This window comes from Pseudomonas koreensis (assembly GCF_036668835.1).
GTDB lineage: Bacteria > Pseudomonadota > Gammaproteobacteria > Pseudomonadales > Pseudomonadaceae > Aquipseudomonas > Aquipseudomonas koreensis_I.
The window spans coordinates 14,465-40,237 of sequence record NZ_JAZEVW010000005.1; the positions used below are offsets into that span (position 1 = coordinate 14,465).

The 25,773-nt window shown below is 59.5% G+C and carries 22 protein-coding genes, 2 tRNA genes and 2 pseudogenes; 12 read left to right on the forward strand and 14 right to left on the reverse strand.

The genetic code is table 11. The annotated features are described in order from the left end of the window. Nucleotides 1–27 precede the first annotated feature (27 nt). Nucleotides 28–1,446 carry a short-chain fatty acid transporter gene (locus tag V6F91_RS15635; RefSeq protein ID WP_332765920.1) on the reverse strand — a complete coding sequence of 473 codons (1,419 nt, stop codon included), beginning with the start codon at nt 1,444–1,446 and terminating at the stop codon, nt 28–30. A gap of 339 nt (nt 1,447–1,785) precedes the next feature. Between V6F91_RS15635 and V6F91_RS15640 the strand changes: the two genes are divergently transcribed. The 4 genes and pseudogenes from V6F91_RS15640 (at nt 1,786) to V6F91_RS15650 (ending at nt 5,298) form a co-directional block, all read left to right on the forward strand. Continuing rightward, on the forward strand, nt 1,786–3,099 hold the full coding sequence (locus tag V6F91_RS15640; protein WP_332765922.1) for an MFS transporter: 1,314 nt from the start codon (nt 1,786–1,788) through the stop codon (nt 3,097–3,099). Nucleotides 3,100–3,304: 205 nt separating this feature from the next. After that, a pseudogene (locus tag V6F91_RS27470) lies at nt 3,305–3,943 on the forward strand (PAS domain-containing protein); the annotation flags it as partial. Nucleotides 3,944–4,093: 150 nt separating this feature from the next. Beyond that, a pseudogene (locus V6F91_RS27475) lies at nt 4,094–4,531 on the forward strand (methyl-accepting chemotaxis protein); the annotation flags it as partial. 164 nt (nt 4,532–4,695) lie between these two features. Further along, entirely contained in the window at nt 4,696–5,298 is a 603-nt protein-coding gene (locus V6F91_RS15650) for a flavin reductase family protein (protein WP_332765927.1), read from the forward strand. Here the strand turns inward: V6F91_RS15650 and V6F91_RS15655 are convergent. The 3 genes from V6F91_RS15655 to ggt all read right to left on the reverse strand — a co-directional run bounded on the left by V6F91_RS15655 (nt 5,295) and on the right by ggt (nt 8,055). After that, nucleotides 5,295–5,666, reverse strand: coding sequence for a helix-turn-helix domain-containing protein (locus V6F91_RS15655; protein ID WP_332765929.1), 372 nt, complete (start codon nt 5,664–5,666; stop codon nt 5,295–5,297). The genes V6F91_RS15650 and V6F91_RS15655 overlap by 4 nt on opposite strands. A gap of 3 nt (nt 5,667–5,669) precedes the next feature. Continuing rightward, the gene (locus V6F91_RS15660) at nt 5,670–5,972 is read right to left on the reverse strand and encodes a type II toxin-antitoxin system HigB family toxin (RefSeq protein ID WP_332765931.1); all 303 of its coding nucleotides are present in this window, start codon (nt 5,970–5,972) and stop codon (nt 5,670–5,672) included. Between the two features lie 250 nt (nt 5,973–6,222). After that, nucleotides 6,223–8,055, reverse strand: a complete 1,833-nt coding sequence (ggt, locus tag V6F91_RS15665) for a gamma-glutamyltransferase (protein ID WP_332765933.1) — start codon at nt 8,053–8,055, stop codon at nt 6,223–6,225. Nucleotides 8,056–8,409: 354 nt separating this feature from the next. On the opposite strand from ggt, the gene V6F91_RS15670 reads away from it, so the two are divergent. Both V6F91_RS15670 and V6F91_RS15675 read left to right on the forward strand, forming a co-directional pair. Further along, on the forward strand, nt 8,410–9,120 hold the full coding sequence (locus tag V6F91_RS15670) for a hypothetical protein (RefSeq protein ID WP_332765935.1): 711 nt from the start codon (nt 8,410–8,412) through the stop codon (nt 9,118–9,120). 2 nt (nt 9,121–9,122) lie between these two features. Continuing rightward, on the forward strand, nt 9,123–9,659 hold the full coding sequence (locus V6F91_RS15675; protein WP_332765937.1) for a type II toxin-antitoxin system VapC family toxin: 537 nt from the start codon (nt 9,123–9,125) through the stop codon (nt 9,657–9,659). A 278-nt stretch (nt 9,660–9,937) separates the two neighbouring features. On the opposite strand, the gene V6F91_RS15680 is transcribed toward V6F91_RS15675, so the two are convergent. Together V6F91_RS15680 and V6F91_RS15685 are read right to left on the reverse strand one after the other, a co-directional pair. Beyond that, nucleotides 9,938–10,014 (reverse strand) — tRNA-Met (locus V6F91_RS15680). A gap of 115 nt (nt 10,015–10,129) precedes the next feature. After that, entirely contained in the window at nt 10,130–12,187 is a 2,058-nt protein-coding gene (locus tag V6F91_RS15685) for a methyl-accepting chemotaxis protein (RefSeq protein ID WP_332765939.1), read from the reverse strand. Nucleotides 12,188–12,520: 333 nt separating this feature from the next. Here V6F91_RS15685 and V6F91_RS15690 point away from each other — a divergent pair, with 333 nt between their 5' ends. Beyond that, entirely contained in the window at nt 12,521–13,738 is a 1,218-nt protein-coding gene (locus tag V6F91_RS15690) for an MFS transporter (RefSeq protein ID WP_332765941.1), read from the forward strand. A 184-nt stretch (nt 13,739–13,922) separates the two neighbouring features. On the opposite strand, the gene ychF is transcribed toward V6F91_RS15690, so the two are convergent. From ychF to V6F91_RS15730, 8 genes are all read right to left on the reverse strand, one after another. Further along, nucleotides 13,923–15,023: a redox-regulated ATPase YchF gene (gene ychF, locus V6F91_RS15695; RefSeq protein ID WP_332765943.1), complete on the reverse strand. Its 1,101-nt coding sequence runs from the start codon at nt 15,021–15,023 to the stop codon at nt 13,923–13,925. A gap of 22 nt (nt 15,024–15,045) precedes the next feature. Further along, nucleotides 15,046–15,630 (reverse strand): aminoacyl-tRNA hydrolase, encoded by a 585-nt coding sequence (gene pth / locus V6F91_RS15700; RefSeq protein ID WP_008079560.1) that lies wholly within the window; start codon nt 15,628–15,630, stop codon nt 15,046–15,048. Between the two features lie 171 nt (nt 15,631–15,801). Beyond that, a complete protein-coding gene (locus V6F91_RS15705; RefSeq protein ID WP_110602994.1) occupies nt 15,802–16,404 on the reverse strand; it encodes a 50S ribosomal protein L25/general stress protein Ctc in 603 nt (200 codons plus the stop codon). A gap of 141 nt (nt 16,405–16,545) precedes the next feature. After that, nucleotides 16,546–17,487 (reverse strand): ribose-phosphate pyrophosphokinase, encoded by a 942-nt coding sequence (locus V6F91_RS15710; RefSeq protein WP_090286249.1) that lies wholly within the window; start codon nt 17,485–17,487, stop codon nt 16,546–16,548. A 45-nt stretch (nt 17,488–17,532) separates the two neighbouring features. Then, nucleotides 17,533–17,607: transfer RNA gene (locus tag V6F91_RS15715), tRNA-Gln, on the reverse strand. Nucleotides 17,608–17,643: 36 nt separating this feature from the next. Further along, complete coding sequence (gene ispE / locus V6F91_RS15720) at nt 17,644–18,495, reverse strand: 4-(cytidine 5'-diphospho)-2-C-methyl-D-erythritol kinase (protein ID WP_332765952.1); 852 nt, start codon at nt 18,493–18,495, stop codon at nt 17,644–17,646. Between the two features lie 3 nt (nt 18,496–18,498). Then, the gene (lolB, locus tag V6F91_RS15725; protein ID WP_332765954.1) at nt 18,499–19,116 is read right to left on the reverse strand and encodes a lipoprotein insertase outer membrane protein LolB; all 618 of its coding nucleotides are present in this window, start codon (nt 19,114–19,116) and stop codon (nt 18,499–18,501) included. Between the two features lie 3 nt (nt 19,117–19,119). After that, nucleotides 19,120–20,844, reverse strand: coding sequence for a tetratricopeptide repeat protein (locus tag V6F91_RS15730; RefSeq protein ID WP_332765956.1), 1,725 nt, complete (start codon nt 20,842–20,844; stop codon nt 19,120–19,122). A 183-nt stretch (nt 20,845–21,027) separates the two neighbouring features. On the opposite strand from V6F91_RS15730, the gene hemA reads away from it, so the two are divergent. Genes hemA through murI form a run of 5 tightly spaced genes read left to right on the forward strand, consistent with a single transcriptional unit; the run spans nt 21,028 to nt 25,757 of the window. Continuing rightward, nucleotides 21,028–22,314, forward strand: a complete 1,287-nt coding sequence (gene hemA, locus V6F91_RS15735; RefSeq protein WP_093098369.1) for a glutamyl-tRNA reductase — start codon at nt 21,028–21,030, stop codon at nt 22,312–22,314. Beyond that, complete coding sequence (gene prfA / locus V6F91_RS15740) at nt 22,311–23,393, forward strand: peptide chain release factor 1 (RefSeq protein WP_332765962.1); 1,083 nt, start codon at nt 22,311–22,313, stop codon at nt 23,391–23,393. Before hemA ends, prfA begins: the two co-directional genes overlap by 4 nt. Beyond that, the gene (prmC, locus tag V6F91_RS15745; protein WP_332765964.1) at nt 23,394–24,224 is read left to right on the forward strand and encodes a peptide chain release factor N(5)-glutamine methyltransferase; all 831 of its coding nucleotides are present in this window, start codon (nt 23,394–23,396) and stop codon (nt 24,222–24,224) included. Further along, the gene (locus V6F91_RS15750) at nt 24,218–24,973 is read left to right on the forward strand and encodes a molybdopterin-synthase adenylyltransferase MoeB (RefSeq protein WP_332765966.1); all 756 of its coding nucleotides are present in this window, start codon (nt 24,218–24,220) and stop codon (nt 24,971–24,973) included. The genes prmC and V6F91_RS15750 overlap by 7 nt, the downstream gene beginning before the upstream one ends. Beyond that, nucleotides 24,966–25,757, forward strand: coding sequence for a glutamate racemase (gene murI, locus V6F91_RS15755; protein WP_332765968.1), 792 nt, complete (start codon nt 24,966–24,968; stop codon nt 25,755–25,757). Before V6F91_RS15750 ends, murI begins: the two co-directional genes overlap by 8 nt. Nucleotides 25,758–25,773 lie beyond the last annotated feature (16 nt).

Consider the following 25,773-nt stretch of genomic DNA (forward strand, 5'->3'; position numbering starts at 1 on the left):
CCCAAGAGCAGGTGCATTCACATCAGCTTACGGCATCACCGGCGGCGTATACGCCAGCGTCGTCCCCAACGCCCACAGCAACAGCAGCACCAGCGGCGTGTGCACCAGCAATTGCACAAAGGAGAAGCCGATCAGATCCCGCGCCTTCAACCCGAGCACACCGAGCAGCGGCAGCATGTAGAAGGGGTTGATCAGGTTCGGCAGCGCTTCAGCGGCGTTGTAGATCTGCACGGCCCAGCCGAGGTGGTACTGCAAGTCGTTGGCGACCTGCATCACGTACGGTGCTTCGATGATCCACTTGCCGCCGCCCGACGGAATGAAAAAGCCAAGAATCGCCGAGTAGACGCCCATCAGCAGCGCATAGGTGTCATGCGAAGCGATGCTGACGAAGAACGTCGAGATGTGATGCGCCAAGGTCTGGGCGTCGGCGCCTTTGACCGTGGTCATCAGCGCAGCGATCGAGCCGTACAGCGGGAACTGGATCAGCACGCCGGTGGTGGTCGGCACGGCGCGGGCCACCGCATCGAGGAAGCTGCGCGGGCGCCAGTGCAGCAGGGCGCCGAGCATGATGAACAGGAAGTTGTAGGTATTGAGCCCGGAAATCGCGGTGATCGCCGGTTTGCTCGAAAATTCATGGAACAGCCAGCCCGCCGCCAGCAACACCAGCACGATGATCAACAGCGGGCTGTGTTCCAGCCATTCGCCCGGTCGTGTGCGCGGTTGCAGCGGTGGCAGGTTGAACGCCGGGTCGATGCCGCAGGCCTTGGCATCGCGCGCCGAGTTCGGGCCGGGTGCGGTGGCGTAAGCGATGATGATCGAGATCACGATCAGCGCCAGCAACATCACGCCCGACTGCCAGAGGAAAATCGTTTCGGTGAACGGAATCACCCCGGTGATCGACAGAATCGATGGCGGCAGGCTGGCGGGGTTGGCCTGCAATTGAGCAGCCGAGGATGACAAACCCAGCGCCCACACCGCGCCAAGGCCCAGATACGCAGCGGCGCCGGCGGCGCGGTAATCCATCTTCAGGTCGGTACGGCGGGCGAGGGCGCGCACCAGCAAACCGCCGAACACCAGCGACAGACCCCAGTTGAGCAAGGACGCGACCATCGAGATCAATGCCACCCAGGCCACGGCGGAGCGGCCGTTTTTCGGGATCCGCGCCAGTCGGTCGATCAGTTTGACCGCAGGCGGCGAGCTGGCGACCACGTAGCCGCCGATCACCACGAAGGCCATCTGCATGGTGAACGGGATCAGGCTCCAGAAGCCGTCGCCGAAGGCCATCGCTGCAGCGGTGGGTTTGGCGCCCATGGCCAGCGTGGCGAGGGCCACGATAATGACGGCCAGCGCAGCGAATACCCAGGAATCGGGAAACCAGCGTTCGGCAAAACTTGAACAGCGCAAGGCAAAGCGCGCAGAGCGGCTATCTTCGATATCAACGGCCACGGGATGTACCTCGGATTTTTTATGGTTATGTAGATCTCTGGCCACAATCTCAACATTGTCAGCGCCCCTTGTGGGAGCGAGCTTGCTCGCGAAGGCGTCAGGTCAGTCAACAGTAATGTTGAATGTACCGGCCTCTTCGCGAGCAAGCTCGCTCCCACAGGGATTGATGGTGGTTTGTAAGCTGTGGCCCAGCAGACAGGCACTCACAGTAAATCAAGCGCCGCACATTTGTTGAGCAGGTTTTCGCAAACCATGACTATGGTCTAACGGGTTGTCCCCCCGTCCATTTGCGTAGACCATGGGCGCCTTGGTTTTTTGCCTGATCCAGAGTTCTTTGCGATGACTGCCCAAACCCCGGCCAGACCTGCGCCGTTCAGCCGCTCCGACTACAAGACCCTTGGCCTTGCGGCCCTTGGCGGGGCGCTGGAAATCTACGATTTCATCATTTTCGTATTTTTCGCCCTGACCCTCAGTCAGTTGTTCTTCCCGCCGGAAATGCCTGAGTGGCTGCGTCTGCTGCAGAGCTTTGGCATCTTCGTCACCGGTTATCTGGCGCGGCCGCTGGGCGGCATCCTGATGGCGCATTTCGCCGACCGTTTGGGCCGCAAGAAGGTTTTCAGCCTGAGCATTCTGATGATGGCGCTGCCGTGCCTGTTGATCGGGATCATGCCGACGTATGCACAAATCGGTTATTTCGCACCGCTGCTGTTGCTGGCGTTGCGCATCCTTCAGGGCGCAGCCGTGGGTGGCGAAGTGCCGAGTGCCTGGGTATTCGTCGCCGAACACGCCCCGTCCGGTCACCGCGGTTACGCCCTTGGCTTTTTGCAGGCCGGGCTGACCTTCGGCTACCTGATCGGCGCATTGACTGCGACATTCCTCGCCCAGGTCTTCACTCCAGCGGAAATTCTCGATTACGCCTGGCGTTATCCATTCTTGCTCGGCGGAGTGTTCGGGGTGGTTGGCGTTTATCTACGCCGCTGGCTGAGCGAAACACCAGTATTCATCGCGATGGAGGCGCAGCGCGAGGCGCGGGTCGAGTTGCCGCTGCGCACCGTGCTGCGCGAGCATCGGTTAGCGATGTTGCCGGCCATGCTGCTGACCTGCGTGCTGACTTCGGCGGTGGTGGTGTTCGTGGTCATCACGCCGACGATGATGCAGAAAACCTTTGGCATGACCGCCAGCCACACCTTCGGCCTCAGTGCGCTGGGCATCGTTTTTCTCAACATCGGTTGCGTGCTTGCCGGTCTGCTGGTGGATCGCATTGGCGCCTGGCGCACGGTCATGCTCTATAGCCTGTTGCTGCCGCTGGGCATCGGCGTGCTGTACGCGAGCCTGATCGCAGGCGGGCAGTGGATTGGCCTGGCCTATGCCGTGGCCGGGCTCGGCTGCGGGGTGGTGGGTGCGGTGCCTTCGGTGATGGTCGGGCTGTTTCCAGCACGCATTCGCGTGTCGGGCATTTCCTTTACCTACAACATTGCCTACGCCGCGTGGGCGAGCATTACGCCATTGTTGCTGATCGGGCTGATGCCCTGGAGCCCTTGGATCTGCGTGATGTTCTGCGCGGTGATGGGCGTGGTAGGCATGCTGACGGCAGCTTATTTCGGCGCGCGCCTGCCTCGCACAGGGCCCTGTCAGGCCGCCGGCGCTGCCTGAGCCGAAACCGCTGAACTATTTTCGACTGACGGGTCTCGCGGCCGCTTCAGAAAAGCGCCGCAAGGCCGATGGCTAGGTTGTACGCCGCGTTCAACCCTGTCATTGGTGCTTTCCCATGTTCAATAAACGCTTGAAGCAAGAGCTGGCCGCTCTCCGTGAAGAACTCTCCAGCCTTGTGCAAGTGAAGGAAAGCCTGGAAAGCGAGATGCTGGCGCTGACCCTTGAGCCCGACGGGCGGATTCGGTCGGTCAACCAGAATTTCCTTGGCGAAATGGCCTATAAAAGCCAGGACCTGATCGGTCGGGCGATCGAAGACATTGTGCCAGCGCACGTCAAAACCAACGAATTCCACCTGCGCTTCAAGAACGCGATGACCCGTGGCGAGCATTTCGCTGGCGCCGTGCGTTTGGTGCGCGGCAATGGTGAGGAAGCGTGGCTGCGCTCGATCGTCCAGCCCGTGCGTGCTTCCGATGGCCGGATCAGACACATTTCGTTCTACGCCAGCGATCTGACCCGCACCATCGAAGCCTCCCGCGAGCATGAAAACCTGATCGGTGCGCTGGTGCGTTCCACCGCCGTGATCGAATTCGATCTCAACGGTAACGTGCTCACCGCCAACGATCGGTTTCTCAACGGCATGGGTTACAGCCTGGCGCAGATCAAGGGCAAACATCACCGCACGTTCTGCGCGCCGGAGGAATACAACAGTGGCGAATATCAGAATTTCTGGCGGCGCTTGAACAATGGTGAGTTCGTCGCGGGTCGTTTCAAGCGTATCGACAGCCATGGCCGCGATGTCTGGCTGGAAGCGTCCTACAACCCGGTGGTTGATGCCAACGACAAACTGTACAAGGTAGTGAAGTTCGCCACGGTCATCACCGATCAGGTCAACCGCGAGCAAGCCGTTGCCGACGCGGCCAGCATTGCCTACAGCACCTCGCAACAAACCGACAGCACGGCGCAACGTGGCACCACCGTGGTCACCGAGGCGGTCAACGTCATGCGTGATCTGTCGCGACACATGCAAGCGGCGGGCGAGGGCATTGAGGCACTGAACGAGCAGTCGCAGGTGATCGGCACCATCGTCAAGACCATCAGCGGCATTGCCGAACAGACCAACCTGCTGGCGCTTAACGCTGCCATTGAGGCGGCGCGCGCCGGTGAGCAGGGCCGTGGTTTTGCCGTGGTGGCCGACGAGGTGCGACAACTGGCCTCGCGCACCAGCCAGGCGACCGAAGAGATCGTCACCGTGGTGCGGCAGAACCAGGAGATGGCGCGCAATGCCGTGGCGCTGATGACCGACGGCAAGCTCCAGGCCGAGCAAGGGCTGGCGCTGGCGGCGGAAGCGGGGACGGTGATTGTCGAGATTCAGGACGGTGCGCAGAAAGTCGTGGACGCGGTGGGGCAGTTCGCCAATCAGCTGTCGCACTGATCAATACTGATCTCCTGTGTGAGCGAGCCTGCTCGCGAAGCGGTGTGTCAGTCACCGGCAGCGTCGGCTGAACGAACGCTTTCGCGAGCAGGCTCGCTCCCACAGGTTTTATGTTTCTTCAGTGGCAGCGCTACAATCGGCTCCTTTTCCGCGGAGCAGACCTCATGAGCGATTCCCACCGCCGCCCGGTGCCCCTGAACAAAGCCTACCGTTTGCTCAATCACGGCCCGACCGTGCTGGTCAGCGCGGCGCACGACGGCCAGCGCAACATCATGGCCGCCGCCTGGGCCATGCCACTGGATTTCGAACCGCCAAAAGTCGCCGTGGTGCTCGATAAATCCACCTGGACCCGCCAGTTGCTCGAAGCCTCCGGCACCTTCGTACTTAACGTCCCGTGTGCCGATCAGGCCGACATCGTGCAAACCGTCGGCAACACGTCGGGCCTGGAAATCACCCAGAGCCAGGGACGAGACAAGTTTCAGGCCTACGGTCTGCAGACCTTTATCGGCGAACAGGTTGCCGCGCCGCTGCTCGATGGCTGCGTCGCCTGGCTCGAATGCCGCCTGCTGCCGGAACCACGCAACCATCAGCAATACGACCTGTTCCTCGCCGAAGTCATCGCGGCCCATGCCGATGAGCGCGTGTTCAGCGAAGGGCGCTGGCATTTCGACGGGCATGACGGCTTGCGCACGCTGCACCATGTGGCTGGCGGGCATTTTCTGAAGATTGGTGATGCGGTGGATGGCAGGACGTTGTCGGTCGATTAGCCGAGCTTGGCGGGCTTGATAAGACTCTCTGCGGGAATTCCGAATAATTCGTGGAGCTTCCATATCATGGGAAGCGTCAACGCACGCTTGCCATTAAGGACTTCATACACTCGGTTCGTCCTGCCAATGGCGGGTGCCAGATCTGCTGCCGAGAGTCCCGATTGTTCCATACGGAACTTGATGGCTTCGATTGCATTAGGTAAGTCAAGGGGAAACTGTTTGGCCTCATAAGCTTCGATAAGGGTGATCATTACGTCGAAGTAATCCCCTTCAGGCGTATCTGGTTCCGGCTCATTGTCAAAAAATGCCGACACCTCTTTGAGTGCTGCACGGTATTCCTCTTCCGTATGAATTGGATGAATGTTCACGGGTTACTCCATTACGACGGTATCAGCGTCGATTGCATCGTATTGCTTGTGGGTGCCGACAAATTTTATGTATATGGCACCGAAGCGATAGGCCACGGCGACGATCAAGCGAAAGTCATTGCCCTTGATGTTGAAGACCACTCTGCGACTTTTCAGAATGCTCGCATAAGCAAAATGTGCCTTGATGTCCGAGGGTGTTGACCATTGTGCTTTTCTCGCTTCATCAAACCACGCCAACAGCGGTTGCTCTGACTCGGGATACTGCTTCCAAAAGTTTTTCAGCTGGCTGACAGCGATGATTCTCATGAAGCGATCCTAGTCCCGTCTTGGGACTGGCGCAAGGTTGTTGGGATTCGTTGGACATACGGTTCGAATATTTGCGTCTTCATAAATGCCAGCCGATTCCGAAAGTTATTGTTCGCTGAACGGTCATTTACTGTATCCGTCTCAGTTGATCTTCGGGGTAGGAAAAAGCGACGGGGCACAGATGAACAGAACCTATCGGTAACAAAAAAGGCCTACCACCCGGTAAGCCTTTTCTCTTCGCATCGTAGCCTCAGTCCCCCAACGCTTCGCCTTCACGCCGTGGATCGGCACCACCCTCCAACGACACTTTCCCCTGCGCATCCTTGACCCGCACGATGGCCTGGGTGCCGCTGGTCATGTCGATTTCGCTCACCGTATGCCCTTTTTCTGTCAGCGCCTGTACCAGCGCCGGGCTGAACTGGCCTTGTTCCAGTTCGGTCGGGCCGTTGCGGCTGCCGAAATTGGGCAGGCTGATCGCGCTTTGTGCATCGAGGTTCCAGTCGAGCAGGCCGAGGGTGGTTTTGGCCACGTATTCGATGATTTGCGAACCGCCGGGTGAGCCGACCGTGGCGACGAATTCGCCGCTTTGGCGATCAAAGATCAGGGTTGGCGCCATCGACGAGCGCGGGCGTTTACCGGGCTCGACGCGGTTGGCGACTTTCTGGCCGTTCTCTTCGGGGATAAAAGAGAAATCGGTCATCTGATTGTTGAGCAGAAAGCCCTGAACCATCAGGTGCGAGCCGAACGCGGCCTCGATGGTGGTAGTCATCGACACCGCACCGCCGAGGTCATCCACCGCCACCACTTGCGAAGTCGAGATGCGCAATGGCGAACGGTCCGGCGCGTACGCCACTTGCACACCCGGCGGGGTGCCCGGTTTGGCAGTGCCCATACTGCGTTCGCCGATCAGGCTGGCGCGGCTGGCCAGGTAACCCGGGTCGACCAGGCCTTTGACCGGCACCGGCACGAAGTCGGTATCCGCGACATATTGCGCGCGGTCGGCGTAGGCCAGCCGTTCGGCTTCGGCGATCAGGTGCACGGCTTGCGGATCCGGTTCCATGCCGGCCGGTTTGTCGGTCTTGACCGGTTTGAGCGGTGTCAGCGACAGGCGCGGATCACGGGTTTCCAGGGCCTGCAACGTGCCGAGAATCTGCGCCACGGCGATCCCGCCCGACGACGGCGGCGGCATGCCGCACACCTGCCAGCGTTTGTAGTCCGTGCACAGCGGCGCACGCTCCTTGGCCTGATAGCGTTGCAGGTCGGTCAGCGACAGGCTGCCGGGGTTGGCGTGACGCTGGACCTTGGCGACGATTTCCTCAGCAATCGGACCTTTGTAAAACGCGTCTGCACCTTCATTGGCGATGCGCTTGAGCACTGCGGCCAGGGCGGGATTCTGCAGGCGCGTGCCGACGGCTTTGACGCTGCCATCGCTGTTCAAAAAGTAGGCGGCCATGTCGGGCGACTGGCGCAGCGCCGAATCAGCGGCAAGCAGCGAATACAGGCGTGGCGAAACCGCGAAACCCTGCTCGGCCAGTTTGATCGCCGGCTCGAACAACCTGGCCCACGGCAGGCGACCGTGTTGCTTATGCGCCAGCTCCAGCGCACGCAACACACCCGGCGTGCCGACCGACCGACCGCCAATCTGCGCCTGCGGGAAAGCCATCGGTTTGCCGTCCGCTTGCAGGAACAGCTTCTCGGTAGCGCCGGCCGGTGCCGTTTCGCGCCCGTCATAGGTGCGCACCTGTTTACCGTCCCACAAGACGATCATCGCGCCGCCGCCGATCCCGGACGACTGCGGCTCAACCAGCGTCAGCACTGCTTGCATCGCAATCGCCGCATCAATCGCCGAACCGCCCTGACGCAGCATCTCGCGACCGGCTTCAGCCGCCAGAGGGTTGGCAGCGGCGGCCATGTGTTGGCTGGCGTGACGGGTTTGCAGATCGGTGCGGTAACCGGAAGCAGCTTCCGGCGCCAGCGGCAACGTCGAGGAGGGCGGGGCGTTGCACGCGGTGAGGGTCAGGGCACTGATAAGCAGTGTAAGAACTGGCAGGCGAAAGCGGCTCAAGGGCTGGGTTGAAAACACGCGGGCTCTCCGTCCGTGGATTAAAAGTCTCAGGGACTTTATCGACCGCTCGGTCGCGACGCAAACCGGGTGAGGTTTGTTTGCTCTATTGATCGCTGTGGTCCTTTTCTACAGATGTGTGGTTGATGCGGATTTTTCGTACGAGCTATTCAGGTAGACAATCGACGCAGGTTTGCCTGAGCATATCCTCTTGGCGATTCCCCAGGATGGGCTTCACAAAAGGACAGTCTGTTGTTCACTCAGCTTGCTTCGAGTCGGCAACGAATATGAGCATCTGAATGCCGTGAGATTGAGGGGCAGAGCGATGACGAATGCCTATAGTGATTGAAATGGGCGGGTGACTATAATCAAGACATGAAAGAGTTAACGCTTTACCTCGACGACCTCACCCCTGACCAGCTTTCCATGAGGCGGCTTGCGGAGTACCTGCGAGCCCTATCTATGCTCTATGGTTGCGAGGAATCGGTTCATTTTGATCGAGTGGAGCCAGGGTCAGCCCAGCTCAGGTCCTTTGTCGAGGAGAAAGCTTACCCTCTGGTACTGAATCAGGTGCGGGAGGTTTCTGGCGGTCTCGGAAAAAAATCAGCTATGGCAGCCTACAAAACCCTTTCGTCATACATGGCCGTCGACGGGACAGGAGCATCAATCAGATCTGATGGCGATCAGATCTTCCAATTCCCACACGTTAAGTTGGAAGCGCCTCCACTCAGAATTATCAAGCCGTCCAGCATCCAGGGCCGACTATATAGCGTAGGGGGGAGGGATGAGACGGTTCCGGTCAGAATTGAAGGTGCAGACAATGAGAGCCTTTTGTGCGAAGCCGACGTAGCTGTTGCAGAGCGACTCGCTCAGCTTCTCTTCAAGCCCGTTCGACTCCATGGTGATGGTGAGTGGGTTCGCTCCGATGACGGTGCATGGAAGCTGGTGAAGCTGAAAATAAGCTCCTTCGTCAAATTGGAAGATATCGGCTTCAAGGAAGCTGTAGCCCGGCTTAAAGCTGCTGGAGGAGTCGAATGGAACGAGATGTCCGGCGCTCATTCCGATATTTTGGAAACCAGGGGTTAGGATTGAAAATCGTCGTTGATACAAACATCCTGGTCCAGATCATGCAAAACGAAGGCGCTAAAGAACTTCGTGATCCTGAGACGGATCAAGCCGTTGATAATGCTTTTATGCGGGCTCAGGCGCTTGTTGAGCGAATAGAGGCAATCAAGGGCGTTGTCGTTATTCCTGCGCCGGTATTGGCCGAGTACTTGATGGGTATCAGCCGTGACAGCTATCAAAAACATCTGGATATCATCAATGGCGTTAAATGCATTGAGGTGTCTTCATTTGATCAATTGGCCGCAATTGAGTGCGCCATGTTGGTTAGCAACAAGGAAATGAAGCAACTCGATCCTGACTCCAAGATGGCTAAGCTAAAATATGATCGGCAGATTTTAGCTATTTCGGTGGCGGCTGGCGCAAAAGAAATCTGGACTCATGATAAGCAGATTTACCGCAGAGCTGGATCAGTCGGCATTCTGGCCAGATCCCTTTTCAATATCGAAGCTAATCCTGAACAGCTCAGTTTTCACAACGATATGCAGTCCACCAGCATTTGAACCGAAGCTCGGCTTAGCGCCGGGCTTTTTGTTCTCACCCGAGCCCACCCTACAACGCCAACCTTCGGGGCCCAATATCAAATCTATTTAGCGATTCCTCGCGGGCCTTATCGAGCCGGGAGCGTAAGCGGGGCAGCTTGGCTGCTTTTTGCCAAGCGCCGATTACTAGCCATTACCGAGGCACGATCGAAACCCATGACTCTGTGAGGACAGAAGCAGGCCGGTTTATCTCGGGCATAAAAAAACGGCCTACCTTTCGGTAAGCCGTTTTTAGTACTTGGTGGCTACACAGGGACTTGAACCCCGGACCCCAGCATTATGAATGCTATGCTCTAACCAACTGAGCTATGTAGCCAAGTGGCGCGCATTATTCCCCTGAAATGGAAAAGCGTCAAGCGTAAATCCAAAATATTTCTTCTTATTTTCAACCGCTTATCCTCCGGCCCCGAAAATCGGGGGCGGGGAGGGTGTCAGCGCAGGCGGAATCTGGCGGTATTGGCGCTCAAGGCTTGGCTGCCCTGGCTCAAGGTGTCCGCCGCAACGTTCACTGCCCGTGCGCCTTCGAGCAAGCGCATTGCCGCCTGATCGACCTGCTGGATATTGCCGCTGACTTCATCGGCGGTACTCGCCTGCTCCTCAACCGCGGTGGCGATCTGCGCCAGGGTGTCGGTGACGCTCTGCACGGCGCTGGCAATTTCGCCCAGGCGTTCGCCGAGGCCGATGACGGCGGCGGCATCCGATTGAGCCTGCCCGCAGGCGGCTTCCATCAGGCTCACCGCTTCGTTGACCGTGGCGCGCAGGCTGTCGACGGTCCCGGCGATCTGTGCGGTGGACGACTGGGTGCGTTGCGACAGGCTGCGCACTTCGTCGGCAACGACGGCAAAGCCACGGCCCTGTTCACCGGCACGTGCGGCTTCGATGGCCGCGTTGAGTGCCAGCAGATTGGTTTGCTCAGCGACGCCACGAATGGTGTCGACGACCAGTTGAATCTGCTGGCCTTGTTCGCTGACCCGGCCCAATGCCGCGGCTGTTTCGTTCAAGCGCTGATTGAGCTGCTGAATGCTCGCCGTGGTGCGCTGGCTGTCGCGGCTGCTGTCGGCAGCGATGCGCCGGGTATGCTGGGCGCTGCCGGAAGCCTGTTCGCAACTCTGCGCCACGCCTTGCGAGGTTGCGGCCAGTTGTGTGGCCGCTGCGGCGATCTGGCTGATCTGCAATTGCTGCGCCTCGACTTCGCTGAGCGCACCGCTGGAATGATCGTTGAGGCTACGCACCGCGTTGCTCAGTTGCGAGGTCTCATGATCGACACCGAGCATGCTGCTGCGCAATTGCACCACGGCCACGTTGAGCGCGGTGCTGATGGCCGCCAGCTCGTCACGGCCAACCACCGGCACTTGCAGGCTCAGGTTACCGTCACGCAGGGCTTCGGCGAGCAGGGTGATGCCGCTGGCACTGTGACGGATCGAGGCTTGCAGGCAGATGAACAGGTACAGCGCGGCCAGCAGCAGGCAACCGAAGATCGCCGCGACCAGGATGAACTGATGGATCGCCGAGCTGTGATACGCGTCGAGCCGTTGATCCAGCGACACCAGCGATTGCTGGCGCAAAGACGCGAGATCGGTCAGCAGAGCGTCGAGGCTGCGCTCGAAGTCTTCCGGTTTCAGATTGATGCTGCCGCCGAACACGCCGTCGTCGAGCACTTTCAAGCCGCTGTCGAGGTGTTTGAGGCTGTCATGGTACTGGCTGGCCCAGCTCTGCTGGTCTGTCGGCAGGCGTGCTTCAAGCAGCGTGGCAGTTTTGACCAGTTGCTCGCGGGCGTCGCCGATGCGGCTGCGCAGGTCGCGCAATTGCAAGCGGCTTTGCAGAGTGAATTGGCCGGAGACGACCGAGGCTTGGCCAACGGCAGCCAGACGGCCTACCCGTTCGATCAGGTCCGGCGCGTGTTGGGTCGAGATCTGCGTCAGCAGATAGGTTTCCAGCCACGGTGCAAGGGTCAGGCGATTGTCCATGACGATCTGCTCGCGCAACGCTTGCAAGGCGCTGAGCGCGTTGGTAAAGCGGTCGTAACCGTCCGGCCACCAACCGACGCTGCTCAGGCTTTTCGAATCCAGGCTGGCGAGGGTGGTTTGCAGTGCTTGATAACGCGTCAGCGTTTCGCCTTCGGCACCTTCGTTTTGCAGCGCGGTGCCCAGATCGGTAGTGGCTTGCAGCACGGCAGGTTGTACCGCGTCGAACGCGGCCATGGCCGCCAGTGTGGCTGGCGTCGGTTGCCGGTTGGTTTCTGTGGCGCGCCACCGGGCGGCACGGTCCCGTTGCGCGGCAAGCAGGTTATCGAGCGCATCCAGCGCCAGCAACTGACGCACGCCGGCGCGTTCGCCGGAGATCAGGTTGAGCTTTTCGCGATAGTCCTGGCCGATCATCAACAGGCTACCGGCCAACGGCAGAATGAACAGCAGAAACAACAATTGGAATTTACGTGCGAAACCGAATCGCCCCAGCAATTTGATTCCCGGCGAAAGAAAAGCCTGCATGCCCCATGACTCCCCTGGACACCACGCACCATTGGCGTGCATCGCGGTCGTTCGACCTGGATGTTGTGCCCTGCTAAAAGGCCTCGAAAGTTCACTCTCGCCCGCTCTGTAGGCCGGCTCTGTAGCGAAACTTCCCATTGTCGGTCGCCTTTGTAAGGCGACCGCGTTCAAGCAGAGAAGCAAGGCAAGATTCAGACCATGGCGTTGCGCTATCACCTTGCAGTCGACGACCCGTCAGTTAGTTAGCTGGCTAAGGGGATAGCGCAGACGCACCGAAAAATGGCACATTGACGCACCTGCCTGCGGGCACCCCTCTGCTGTCCGGAAAATTCCATGGCTATCAGCAACGTTCAGACCGCCGCTGCCTCGGCGACTGCTGCTCCGCAAAGCAGCCCACTGGTGATGCGCATCATCGGCGCGGTGGCGCTGGCGCATTTGATCAACGACCTGATCCAGTCAGTGTTGCCGTCGATCTACCCGATGCTCAAGGCTAATTACGGCCTGACGTTTACCCAGGTCGGCCTGATCACCTTGACCTTCCAGTTGACCGCGTCGCTGTTGCAGCCGTGGGTGGGTTATCACACCGATCGACACCCGAAACCGTGGCTGCTGCCGGCCGGTTCGATTTGCACGCTGATCGGCATTGTGATGATGTCGATGGTCGGCAGCTTTCCGTTGATTCTGCTGGCGGCGGCACTGATCGGCATCGGTTCTTCGACGTTCCATCCAGAGGCGTCGCGGATTGCGCGCCTGGCCTCGGGCGGGCGTTACGGTCTGGCGCAATCGACCTTTCAGGTCGGCGGTAATGCCGGCTCCGCATTTGGCCCGCTGCTGGCGGCGGCGATCATCATTCCGTTCGGTCAGGGCAACGTCGCGTGGTTCGGCCTGTTCGCGGTGTTTGCGCTATTCGTGCTGTACCGCATCAGTCGCTGGTACGCCCATCACTTGAACCTGTTCAAGCTCAAGGCCGGCCAGGCTGCGACGCACGGACTGTCGAAGGGCAAGGTGACCACTGCGCTCGTGGTGCTGGGGCTGTTGGTGTTTTCCAAGTATTTCTACATGGCCAGCCTCACCAGCTATTTCACCTTTTACCTGATCGAGAAATTCGACCTGTCGGTGGCCAGCTCGCAGTTGCACCTGTTCCTGTTTCTCGGCGCGGTAGCGGCGGGGACATTCTTCGGCGGGCCGATCGGCGACAAGATCGGCCGTAAGGCAGTGATCTGGTTTTCGATCCTCGGCGTGGCGCCGTTCACCTTGCTGATGCCTCACGTCGACCTGTTCTGGACCAGCGTGCTCAGCGTGGTGATCGGCTTCATTCTGGCTTCGGCGTTTTCGGCGATCGTGGTGTACGCGCAGGAATTGGTGCCGGGCAATGTCGGGATGATAGCCGGGATTTTCTTCGGCCTGATGTTCGGTTTTGGCGGGATCGGTGCGGCGTTGCTCGGGCATCTGGCGGATATACATGGGATCGAGTACGTGTATTTCCTGTGTTCGTTTTTGCCATTGTTCGGCGTGCTGGCGATCTTCCTGCCGCGCACCAGGAAGGTCTGACTCCACACAGATTCAATTGTAGGAGTGAGCCTGCTCGCGATAGCGGTTTGTCAGTCAGAACATCTGTAGCTGATAAAACGCTTTCGCGAGCAGGCTCACTCCTACAGGGAAATGTGTTGGGCTATAAATTTCAGGCACAAAAAAGCCGCGTATCAAACGCGGCTTTTTCTTGTGCGGGTGTTGCTTAGACGTTGAAGCGGAAGTGCATCACGTCGCCGTCCTTGACGATGTAATCCTTGCCTTCCAAGCGCCATTTGCCAGCTTCTTTGGCGCCGGCTTCGCCCTTGTACTGGATGAAGTCGTTGTAGGCGATGACTTCGGCACGGATGAAGCCTTTTTCGAAGTCTGTGTGGATCACGCCAGCGGCCTGTGGGGCGGTGGCACCGACCTTGACGGTCCAGGCGCGGACTTCTTCGACACCAGCGGTGAAGTAGGTCTGCAGGTGGAGCATTTCGTAGCCGGCGCGGATCACGCGGTTCAGGCCAGGCTCTTCCAGGCCCAAGGCCTCGAGGAACATGTCCTTTTCTTCGCCGTCGTCGAGCTCGGCGATTTCCGCTTCGATCTTGTTGCACACCGGAACGACCATGGCGCCTTCTTCTTCGGCAATGGCCTTGACCACGTCCAGGTGCGGGTTGTTCTCGAAGCCGTCTTCAGCCACGTTGGCGATGTACATGACCGGTTTGGTGGTCAGCAGGTGGAAGCCCTTGATCACGGCTTTCTCATCCGCGCTCATGTTCTTCATCAGGCTGCGTGCCGGCTTGGCTTCGGTGAAGTGCGCGATCAGTTGCTCGAGCAAAGCCTTCTGAACCACGGCGTCCTTGTCACCGCCCTTGGCGTTGCGCGCGACTTTCTGCAGTTGCTTCTCGCAGCTGTCGAGGTCGGCAAAGATCAGTTCCAGGTCGATGATTTCGATGTCGCGTTTCGGGTCGACGCTGTTGGACACGTGGATCACGTTGTCGTCTTCGAAGCAGCGCACCACGTGAGCGATAGCGTCGGTTTCGCGGATGTTGGCCAGGAACTTGTTGCCCAGACCTTCACCTTTCGACGCGCCGGCCACCAGGCCTGCGATGTCGACGAATTCCATGGTGGTCGGCAGGATGCGCTTGGGATTGACGATTTCCGCCAGTGTTTGCAGGCGCGGATCCGGCATCGCCACGATGCCGCTGTTCGGCTCGATGGTGCAGAAGGGGAAGTTTTCGGCCGCGATACCGGATTTGGTCAGGGCGTTGAACAGGGTGGACTTGCCGACGTTAGGCAGGCCGACGATGCCGCAATTGAATCCCATGGTGTTTCCCCTCGGGTAAAAGTCAGGCCTTCTGGCTGTGCAGGTTTTTCATCGCGCGGTTCCATTCTCCGGCGAGGATATCCGGCAGCACGCCGAGGGCAAAGTCGATGCTGGCATCGAGTTTTTCCTGTTCGGCGCGTGGCGCACGACCCAGGACGAAATTTGAAACCATACTGGCAACGCCCGGGTGGCCAATGCCAAGCCGCAGGCGGTAGAACGTATTCTGATTACCCAGTTGCGCAATGATGTCGCGCAACCCGTTGTGACCGCCATGGCCGCCGCCCTGCTTGAGCTTGGCAACGCCCGGAGGCAGGTCGAGTTCGTCGTGCGCCACGAGGATTTCTTCAGGCTTGATGCGGAAGAAACCGGCGAGTGCCGCCACGGCCTGGCCGCTGCGGTTCATGTAGGTCGTGGGGATCAGCAGACGAACATCCTGACCCTGATGCGAATAGCGCCCGGTCAGGCCGAAATATTTGCGATCGGCCACCAGATTCACGTTCTGGGCGTGGGCGATACGCTCAACAAAAAGGGCCCCTGCGTTATGCCGGGTCTGGTCGTATTCAGCGCCTGGATTTCCCAGGCCAACGATCAGTTTGATGGCAGTCACGATAGGGGCCCTTCCTTTGAGTGGTGAATAACATCGCCGCAATCTGTGACAGCGGCGAAAGTGGACGAAAAATGCTCATTTACCATGAATGTAAACTCCGCGTTCTCGCCCGCTTTCTCGCTACGTTCCAGTCCGCGATGTTACTTGCTCACTCAGGCTAGACAGAGTGAATTACTCTGCTGCGCCTTCTTCGGTAGGTTCTGCAGCAACACGTGGAGCGTGGACGTTGGCAACAGCCTTGTCATCGCCGTGTGCCAGAGCAACGAACTCAACACCTTTAGGAGCCTTGAGGTCCGACAGGTGAATGATGGTGCCGATTTCTGCTTTCGACAGGTCGACTTCGATGAACTCAGGCAGGTCTTTCGGCAGGCAGGTCACTTCGATTTCAGCAACAACGTGCGAAACTTCGCCGCCTTTCTTCACTGGCGCTTCTTCGCCAACAAAGTGCACAGGCACGATGGCGGTCAGTTTCTGGCCGGCAACAACGCGTACGAAGTCAGCGTGCATCACGTGGCCTTTGGCCGGGTGACGCTGCAGAGCCTTGATGATGACGTTTTGCTTGGTGCCACCAACGTTCAGCTCGATGATGTGGCTGTAAGCCGCTTCGTTTTCGAGCAGTTTGGCAACTTCTTTGGCCAGCATGCTGATGGATTCAGGGGCTTTGTCGCCACCGTAAACTACAGCTGGAACCAGGCTTGCGAGACGACGCAGGCGGCGGCTCGCACCTTTCCCCAGGTCGGAACGCACTTCAGCATTCAGAGTAAAATCGTTCATTTTGTATCTCCAAAATAGCCATGACCGCGTGGCGTTTGCGACCAGCGCCGAACACGGTATGGGCAAAAAAGCCCCGCCCCGGCAGAGATGCCGGGGCGGGGCGCTTTTCGTCAACGAGACATTTCGCGAAGGGCAGGGCCCTTAACGGAACATCGCGCTGATCGATTCTTCATTGCTGATGCGGCGAACCGCCTCGGCAACAACCGGTGCGATATCCAGTTGACGGATACGCGCACAGGCTTGTGCTGCAGCGGACAGCGGGATGGTGTTGGTCACCACCAGCTCGTCCAGCACGGAATTTTCGATATTCTCGATGGCCCGACCCGACAGCACAGGGTGTGTGCAATAGGCAAAGACCTTGGCTGCGCCATGCTCTTTCAGGGCCTTGGCCGCGTGGCACAGGGTGCCAGCGGTATCGACCATGTCATCAACCAGAATACAGGTACGCCCCTGGACATCACCGATGATATGCATCACTTCAGAGTGATTGGCTTTCTCACGGCGTTTGTCGATGATCCCGAGATCGACACCCAGCGACTTGGCAACAGCCCGTGCACGCACGACGCCACCAATGTCCGGGGACACGATCATCAGGTTTTCGAAGCGCTGATCTTCAATGTCATCCACCAGAACCGGGGAGCCGTAGATATTATCTACCGGAATATCGAAGAAGCCCTGAATCTGGTCAGCATGCAAATCAACCGTGAGAACACGGTCAATGCCGACTACGGTAAGCATGTCAGCGACGACTTTCGCGCTGATAGCTACACGTGCGGAACGCGGACGGCGATCCTGACGGGCATAACCAAAATAAGGAATAACAGCAGTGATACGAGTAGCCGAGGAGCGGCGGAAGGCATCAGCCATCACTACCAGTTCCATCAGGTTATCGTTGGTCGGAGCGCAAGTCGGCTGAATAATGAAGACGTCTTTACCGCGAACGTTTTCATTGATCTCGGCTGTGATTTCGCCGTCGGAAAACTTGCCGACAGAGATGTCACCGAGAGGGATATGCAGCTGACGTACGACACGCCGAGCCAGATCGGGGTTAGCGTTCCCCGTAAAGACCATCATCTTGGACACGCGCAGTACCTAGAGGCTGAGGGTAACCTGGATGAGTAGAGAAAATGGCAGGGGCGGCTGGATTCGAACCAACGCATGGCAGGATCAAAACCTGCTGCCTTACCGCTTGGCGACGCCCCTGTATCTGTTGCATCAAGTGCCGAGCACCTGGTTCCTTTAGAGCAGACTTTGCAGCTTGCGGTGCAACATCGAAACGTTGCTGCCTTTGGCTACAAACCCTGTAAGGGTCTCTGTCAGAAGGGCCGAGACTTTATCAGCTTCAGCTTTGCTTGGGAAGCCCCCAAACACACAACTTCCAGTTCCGGTGAGTTTTGCTTCGGTAAATTTACCTAACAAATTCAATGCGTTACGTACTTCTGGATAACGCCTTGCAACCACCGGCAAGCAGTCATTTCGACTGTTTCCCTCGGGAACGGGGCGCACTTTAATGGGCGGGGTGTTACGTGTCAACAAAGGATCGGAAAAAATTTCTGCCGTACTAACAGAGACTTGCGGCACGAGCACCAGATACCACGGTTCTTCCGGGTCGACCGGGGTGAGTTTCTCGCCCACACCCTCGGCGAACGCCGCGTGGCCACGCACGAAAACCGGCACGTCGGCGCCGAGCGTCAGGCCCAGCGCGGCGAGGCGATCTTCATCCCAGCCCAGCTGCCACAGGTGATTGAGGCCGAGCAATGTTGTGGCCGCATTCGAACTGCCGCCACCTATGCCGCCACCCATGGGCAGCACCTTGTCGATCCAGATGTCGATACCGAGCGTACAGCCGGAGTGTTGCTGGAGCATTTTCGCCGCGCGCACGATCAGGTTGCTGTCGTGCGGCACGCCGGTGAACTCGGTGTGCAGTTGAATCACGCCGTCATCGCGCACGGCGTAAGTGATTTCATCGCCGTAATCGACAAATTGAAACAGCGTCTGCAATTCGTGATAACCGTCGGCGCGGCGACCGAGGATGTGCAGCATCAGGTTGAGTTTGGCCGGCGAGGGCAGGGTCAGGCGTGCAGCGGTCATTGATTACTGCCCCAGCTTGCGCGGTTGCCAGGTCTTGATCACCAGCGTCACGTCGAGGTCCGTGCCGTGCAGCTTGATGCGCTCGGGCAACCAGTAACCATTCTGTTGGGTGTAAGCGGTGTATTCGACTTTCCAGCCATCCTGTTCGAGGCTGGCCAGACGGCTGTCGGCGTCCAGATTCAGGCGGCTTTTGCTTTCGGGAGCCGGCAGGCCACGCACCCACCAAGCCAGGTTCGATACCGGGAGTTTCCAGCCCAGTTGCTCTTCGAGCAGGGCTTCCGGGGACTGCGCTTCGTAGCGGCCCTGATTGGCGACTTCCAGCGAAACCTTGCCCGGGCGCCCGGTCAGGCGTGCCGCGCCACGACCCAGCGGGCCGGACAAGCGGATGTCGTAATAGTCCTGACGCTGAAGCCAGAACAGCGTGCCGCTGCCGGAATCCTTCGGGGCGCGGATGCCGATCTTGCCGTCGATCTGCCAGCCATCGAGGGCGGTCAGTTGTTGTTTGTTGGCGGCCCATTGAGCTGGGCTGCCGTGGCCCTCGACCGATTCGCGAGTACCAAAACCCGAGCAGCCGGCGAGCAGGGCGATGAAGCTGAATACAATGACGTGGCGCAAGAACATGGGTTAAAGAGTCTCGGATCCGGTCAGGCGCTTGATGGTGCTGCGCAGAATGGTGCTGTCGGGCTGGTCCTTGAGGAACTTGCCCCACACTTGTTTGGCTTCGCGTTGATTGCCTTTGGCCCACAACACTTCACCCAGGTGCGCGGCGACTTCGTGATCGGGGAAGCGCTCCAGTGCCTGACGCAGATATTTCTCCGCGTCGTCCAGATTGCCCAGGCGGTAATTCACCCAGCCGAGGCTGTCGAGGACTGCCGGGTCTTCCGGATTGATCTGGTGGGCCTGCTCGATCAGGGTTTTCGCTTCGGTGTAGCGGGTGGTACGGTCGGACAGGGTGTAGCCCAGCGCGTTGAGCGCCATGGCGTTGTCCGGGTCACGCTTGATGATCAGTCGCAGGTCTTTTTCCATTTGCGCCAGATCATTGCGTTTCTCCGCGAGCATCGCGCGGGTATAAAGCAAATTCAGGTCGTCCGGGTATTGCACCAGCGCTTGCTGCAGAACCGTCCAGGCCTTGTCGTCCTGTTTGTTGGCCGACAGGGTTTCCGATTCGATCAGAAACAGCTGGATCGCGTAATCCGGTTGTTCGTCACGTTCAGCGCCGAGTTTTCTCTGTGCTTCAGCGGTCTTGCCGTTGCTCATCAGAATGTCGGCCTGACGCAATTGCGCCGGCAGATAGTCGTTGCCCGGGCCGACCTGGGCGTACTCGATGAGTGCACCTTGGGGGTCGTTGCGTTCTTCGGCGATACGACCGAGGTTCAGATGTGCCGAATCGACGTGGCTTTCACGGGCAATCAGGTCTTCCAGATAACCCTTGGCCTCGTCCCAGGCCTTGGCTTCCAGGCATACCAGCGCCAGCGAATAACGCAGTTCGTCGTCTTCCGGGTATTGCTGGACGAGGCTTGAGAACTCGGCCTTGGCATCGTCCATGCGGTCCTGTTCAACCAGCATGCGCGCGTAAGTCAGGCGCAGGCGCTTGTCGTCCGGGTATTTCTTGATGCTTTTCTGCAACAGCGGCAGCGCTTCGTCGCCACGGTTGAGGATTTGCAACAAGCGTGCACGCAGCAGAATCGGCGCGATCTCGCCGTCTTCCGGCGGATTGTCTTCGAGCAGGGCCAGCGCGCCTTTGTTGTCACCGTCCTGTTGCAGCAGCAAGGCCTTGCCGAAAATCAGCTGGCTGTTGTTCGGATGGCGCTGCAGCAAACGGTCGAAACTTTTCATCAGACCGTTGCGGGTTTCCTGATCGGTGTCGGCGGCCGACAGCGCGAGAAAATCGAAATGGGTGTCGCCCTTGCCCTGCAGGACTTTCTCCATATACACCATGGAGTCGTCATAACGCCCGGCGCGTGCCAGTTGCACGGCGGCGGCGCGTTGTGCTTCGAGATCGTCCGGAGCGTTTCTCGCCCAGATCAGCGCGGTATCGAGGGCCGGTTGATCGGCGCCCAGGTACTCGGCGATGCGAAACGCACGCTCGGAAATGCCCGGATCTTGCGTATTGATGGCCTGGGTCACGTAGTTGTCCAGGGCAATGTCGAAGCGATTGCGCTGGCCGGCGAGTTCGGCGCTCAACAGGCTGAAAACGGTTTCCTCGCTGAACGAGCCGTAGACCTTGGGCTTTTCGGGGGCGGGCGTGGTGTCTTCGACCGACGGCGTGCCGCTCGGCGAAACGGGAGCCAAGGCCTGGCAGCCGCTGAGGAAGACAAAAGCGAGGAGCAACGCGGAAGATCTATTCATATAGGAAGAGGACGGCTAAACCTGCGGTCGGATCATCATGACACAAGCCTTCGGCCAAACATAACCGAGTCTCGATTGTGGCCATTATAGGGGCCGACAATTGGGACAATAGTCAGCGGTAGTTGTTCTGGATCTTTCGAAGTAGGACAATTGCCGGCTTCACGTCACCACCAGCGACCTTGAATGGCCTTCCTTGCACTCGGTATCAACCACAAGACTGCTTCCGTAGACGTCCGCGAGCGCGTGGCCTTTACGCCAGAACAGCTGGTGGAGGCCTTGCAGCAGCTCTGCCGACTGACCGACAGCCGCGAAGCCGCGATCCTCTCCACCTGCAATCGCAGTGAGCTGTATATAGAACAGGATCAGCTGTCGGCGGATATCGTGCTGCGCTGGCTGGCCGATTATCACAAGCTCAGTCTCGATGAGCTGCGCGCCAGTGCTTATGTGCATGAAGACGATGCGGCCGTTCGTCACATGATGCGCGTGGCCTCCGGGCTCGATTCGCTGGTATTGGGCGAGCCGCAGATTCTCGGCCAGATGAAATCGGCTTACGCCGTAGCTCGCGAAGCCGGCACCATCGGCCCGTTGCTGGGGCGGCTGTTTCAAGCCACCTTCAATGCCGCCAAGCAGGTGCGCACCGACACCGCGATCGGCGAAAACCCGGTGTCGGTGGCGTTTGCCGCGGTCAGCCTGGCCAAGCAGATTTTCAGCGACCTGCAGCGCAGCCAGGCCTTGTTGATCGGCGCCGGCGAGACCATCACTTTGGTCGCCCGGCATTTGCATGAGCTTGGCGTCAAGCGCATCGTCGTTGCCAACCGTACGCTGGAACGTGCCAGCCTGTTGGCCGAGCAGTTTGGTGCGCATGCGGTGCTGCTGTCGGATATTCCGGCGGAGCTGGTGCGCAGCGATATCGTTATCAGCTCGACCGCCAGTCAGTTGCCGATCCTCGGCAAAGGCGCGGTCGAAAGTGCGCTGAAGCTGCGCAAGCACAAACCGATCTTCATGGTCGATATCGCCGTTCCGCGCGATATCGAGCCGGAAGTCGGCGAGCTGGACGACGTTTACCTGTACAGCGTCGATGACTTGCACGAAGTCGTCGCCGAAAACCTCAAGAGCCGCCAGGGCGCGGCTCAGGCGGCGGAAGAAATGGTATCGGTCGGCGCCGACGATTTCATGGTGCGCCTGCGTGAACTGGCGGCTGTCGACGTGCTCAAGGCCTATCGTCAACAGAGCGAACGCCTGCGCGACGAAGAACTGCAAAAGGCCCTGCGGCTGCTGGCCAACGGCGGCAACGCCGAAGATGTGCTCGGGCAACTGGCCCGAGGTCTGACCAACAAATTGCTGCATGCACCCAGCGTGCAGTTGAAAAAGCTGTCTGCCGAAGGCCGCCTCGATGCGCTGGCCATGGCCCAGGAACTCTTTGCCCTTGAGGGCTCACCGGATAGTTTTTCGGATAAAAAACCGCAATGAAAGCGTCACTGCTCAACAAGCTGGACACCCTCCAGGACCGTTTCGAGGAACTGACCGCGCTGCTCGGCGACGCCGAAGTCATTTCCGATCAGACGAAGTTTCGCGCCTATTCCAAGGAATACGCCGAACTCGAGCCGGTCGTGCAGGGGTATAAAAAGCTGCTCGGCGTACAAAGCGATCTTGAAGGCGCACAGGCGCTGCTCAAGGACAGCGACCCGGACATGCGCGAAATGGCCGTGGAAGAAGTCCGCGAAGCCAAGGAATTGCTGATTACTCTGGAATCCGACCTGCAGCGCATGTTGCTGCCCAAGGATCCCAACGATGGCCGCAACGTGTTCCTGGAAATTCGCGCCGGCACCGGTGGCGACGAGGCGGCGATCTTCTCCGGCGACCTGTTTCGCATGTACTCGCGTTACGCCGAACGCCGTGGCTGGCGTGTGGAGATCCTCTCGGAGAACGAAGGCGAACACGGCGGCTACAAAGAAGTCATCGCGCGCATTGAAGGCGACAACGTTTACGGCAAGCTGAAGTTCGAGTCCGGCGCGCACCGCGTACAGCGCGTACCCGCCACCGAATCCCAGGGCCGGATTCATACCTCGGCGTGCACCGTGGCGGTATTGCCAGAGCCGGATGAGCGCGAAGCCATCGAAATCAACCCGGCGGATTTGCGCGTCGACACGTACCGCTCCTCCGGGGCCGGTGGTCAGCACGTCAACACCACCGACTCGGCGATCCGCATCACCCACATACCGACCGGCACCGTGGTCGAGTGCCAGGAAGAACGTTCCCAGCACAAGAACCGTGCGCGGGCGATGGCCTGGCTGTCGGCCAAACTCAATGATCAGCAAAACGCCGCGGCGGCCAACGCGATTGCCAGCGAGCGCAAACTGCTGGTCGGTTCCGGCGATCGTTCCGAGCGCATCCGCACCTACAACTATGCGCAGGGCCGGGTCACCGACCATCGCGTCAACCTGACCCTGTATTCGCTGGATGAAATTCTTGCCGGTGGCGTGGAAGCGGTGATCGAGCCGTTGCTGGCCGAATACCAGGCGGACCAGCTCGCGGCGATAGGTGAATAAATGACCATCATCGCCAGCCTGTTGCGCGCCGCTGAACTGCCGGATTCGCCGACGGCGCGTCTGGACGCCGAATTGCTCCTCGCCGCAGCGCTGGGCAAATCGCGCAGCTTTCTGCACACCTGGCCCGAGCGCATCGTCCCGAGCGAGGCGGCGCTGACTTTTGCCGAGTATCTGCAACGCCGCCGTGGCGGCGAGCCGGTGGCCTACATTCTGGGTCAGCAGGGCTTCTGGAAACTCGATCTGGAAGTGGCGCCGCACACGCTGATCCCGCGCCCCGACACTGAATTGCTGGTGGAAGCGGCGCTGGAACTGCTGCCTTCGACCCCGGCAAAAGTGCTCGACCTCGGCACCGGCAGCGGTGCCATCGCCCTGGCCTTGGCCAGCGAACGCCCGGCGTGGCAAGTGACTGCCGTGGATCGCGTACTCGAAGCCGTCGCGCTGGCCGAGCGCAATCGCCAGCGCCTGCACTTGAACAACGCTACGGTGCTGAGCAGCCACTGGTTCAGCGCGCTGGCCGGTCAGCGTTTCCAGTTGATCATCAGCAACCCGCCTTACATTGCGGCGGCCGATCCGCATCTGGTCGAAGGCGATGTACGCTTCGAACCCGCCAGTGCGCTGGTGGCCGGTGAAGACGGTCTCGACGATCTACGTTTGATCGTCGCCCAGGCGCCAGATCATCTCGAGGCTGGTGGCTGGCTGATGCTCGAACATGGCTATGATCAGGCCGAAGCGGTGCGCGATCTGCTGCTGACCCGTGGGTTTACCGAGGTTCACAGCCGCACCGATCTCGGTGGTCATCAACGCATCAGTCTGGGGCGTCTGCCGTGCTGAATGATCAGGAATTGCTGCGCTACAGCCGGCAGATTCTGCTGCAACACATCGACATCGACGGGCAACTGAAGCTCAAGGACAGTCGCGTGCTGATTGTCGGCCTCGGCGGTCTCGGTGCTCCGGTGGCGTTGTATTTGGCCGCCGCCGGTGTCGGTGCATTACATCTGGCGGATTTCGACACCGTCGACCTGACCAATTTGCAACGACAGATCATTCATGACACCGACAGTGTCGGGATGAGCAAGGTCGATTCGGCGCTCAAGCGCTTGGGCGCGATCAATCCCGAGATTCAATTGATTGCCCACCGTCAGGCGCTCGATGAAGACTCTCTGGCAACCGCGGTGACGGCGGTGGATCTGGTGCTCGACTGTTCGGATAACTTTTCCACCCGCGAGTCGGTCAATGCGGCGTGTGTGGCAGCGGGCAAACCGCTGGTCAGCGGCGCGGCGATTCGCCTGGAAGGGCAGTTGTCGGTGTTCGATCCGCGGCGTGCGGAGAGCCCGTGTTATCACTGCCTGTATGGGCATGGCAGCGAAACTGAATTGACTTGCAGCGAAGCGGGCGTGGTCGGGCCTTTGGTCGGTGTGGTCGGCAGCCTGCAAGCACTTGAAGCGTTGAAGATGCTTGTCGGTTTCGGCGAGCCGCTGGTGGGGCGCCTGCTGCTGATCGATGCGCTCGGTTCGCGTTTCCGCGAATTGCGCGTCAAGCGTGATCCGGGCTGCAGCGTCTGTGGGTCGCACCATGCGTGAAGCGCCGATCGGCGTGTTCGATTCCGGTGTCGGCGGCTTGTCGGTACTGGCGGAAATCCAGCGCTTGCTGCCCAATGAATCGCTGCTCTATCTTGGTGATTGCGGGCACATTCCTTACGGTGAGAAAACCCCGGAATTCATCCGCCAGCGCTGCAGTGCGATGGCCGGGTTTTTCCGCGAGCAGGGCGCCAAGGCGTTGGTGCTGGCCTGCAACACCGCGACCGTGGCCGGCGTGGCCGACCTGCGCCGGGATTTCCCCGATTGGCCGATTGTCGGCATGGAACCGGCGGTCAAACCTGCCGCCGCCGCGACCCGCAGCGGTGTGGTCGGCGTACTCGCCACCACGGGCACCTTGCAGAGCGCCAAGTTCGCCGCGCTGCTTGATCGCTTCGCCGCCGACGTGAAAGTCATCACCCAGCCGTGCCCCGGGCTGGTCGAGCTGATTGAAAACGGTGACTTGCACAGCCCGCAATTGCGCGTGTTGCTGCAAGGTTACGTCGCGCCATTATTGGCTCAGGGCTGCGACACAATCATTCTTGGCTGTACGCACTATCCCTTCCTGAAATCGCTGCTCAAGACGATGATCGGCGACGATATCAGCCTGATCGACACCGGCGCGGCGGTGGCCCGGCAACTGCAACGGTTGCTTGGTGAGCGTGATCTGCTTGCTGCAGGCCCAAGCCAGCCTGTGAAGTTCTGGACCAGCGCCGATCCGCTGTCCTTCAGAAAAATCCTGCCGCTGCTGGGCCAACCCGCTGCTGATGTGCAAAACTTCGACTTGTAAAAAAAATGTGAAATAA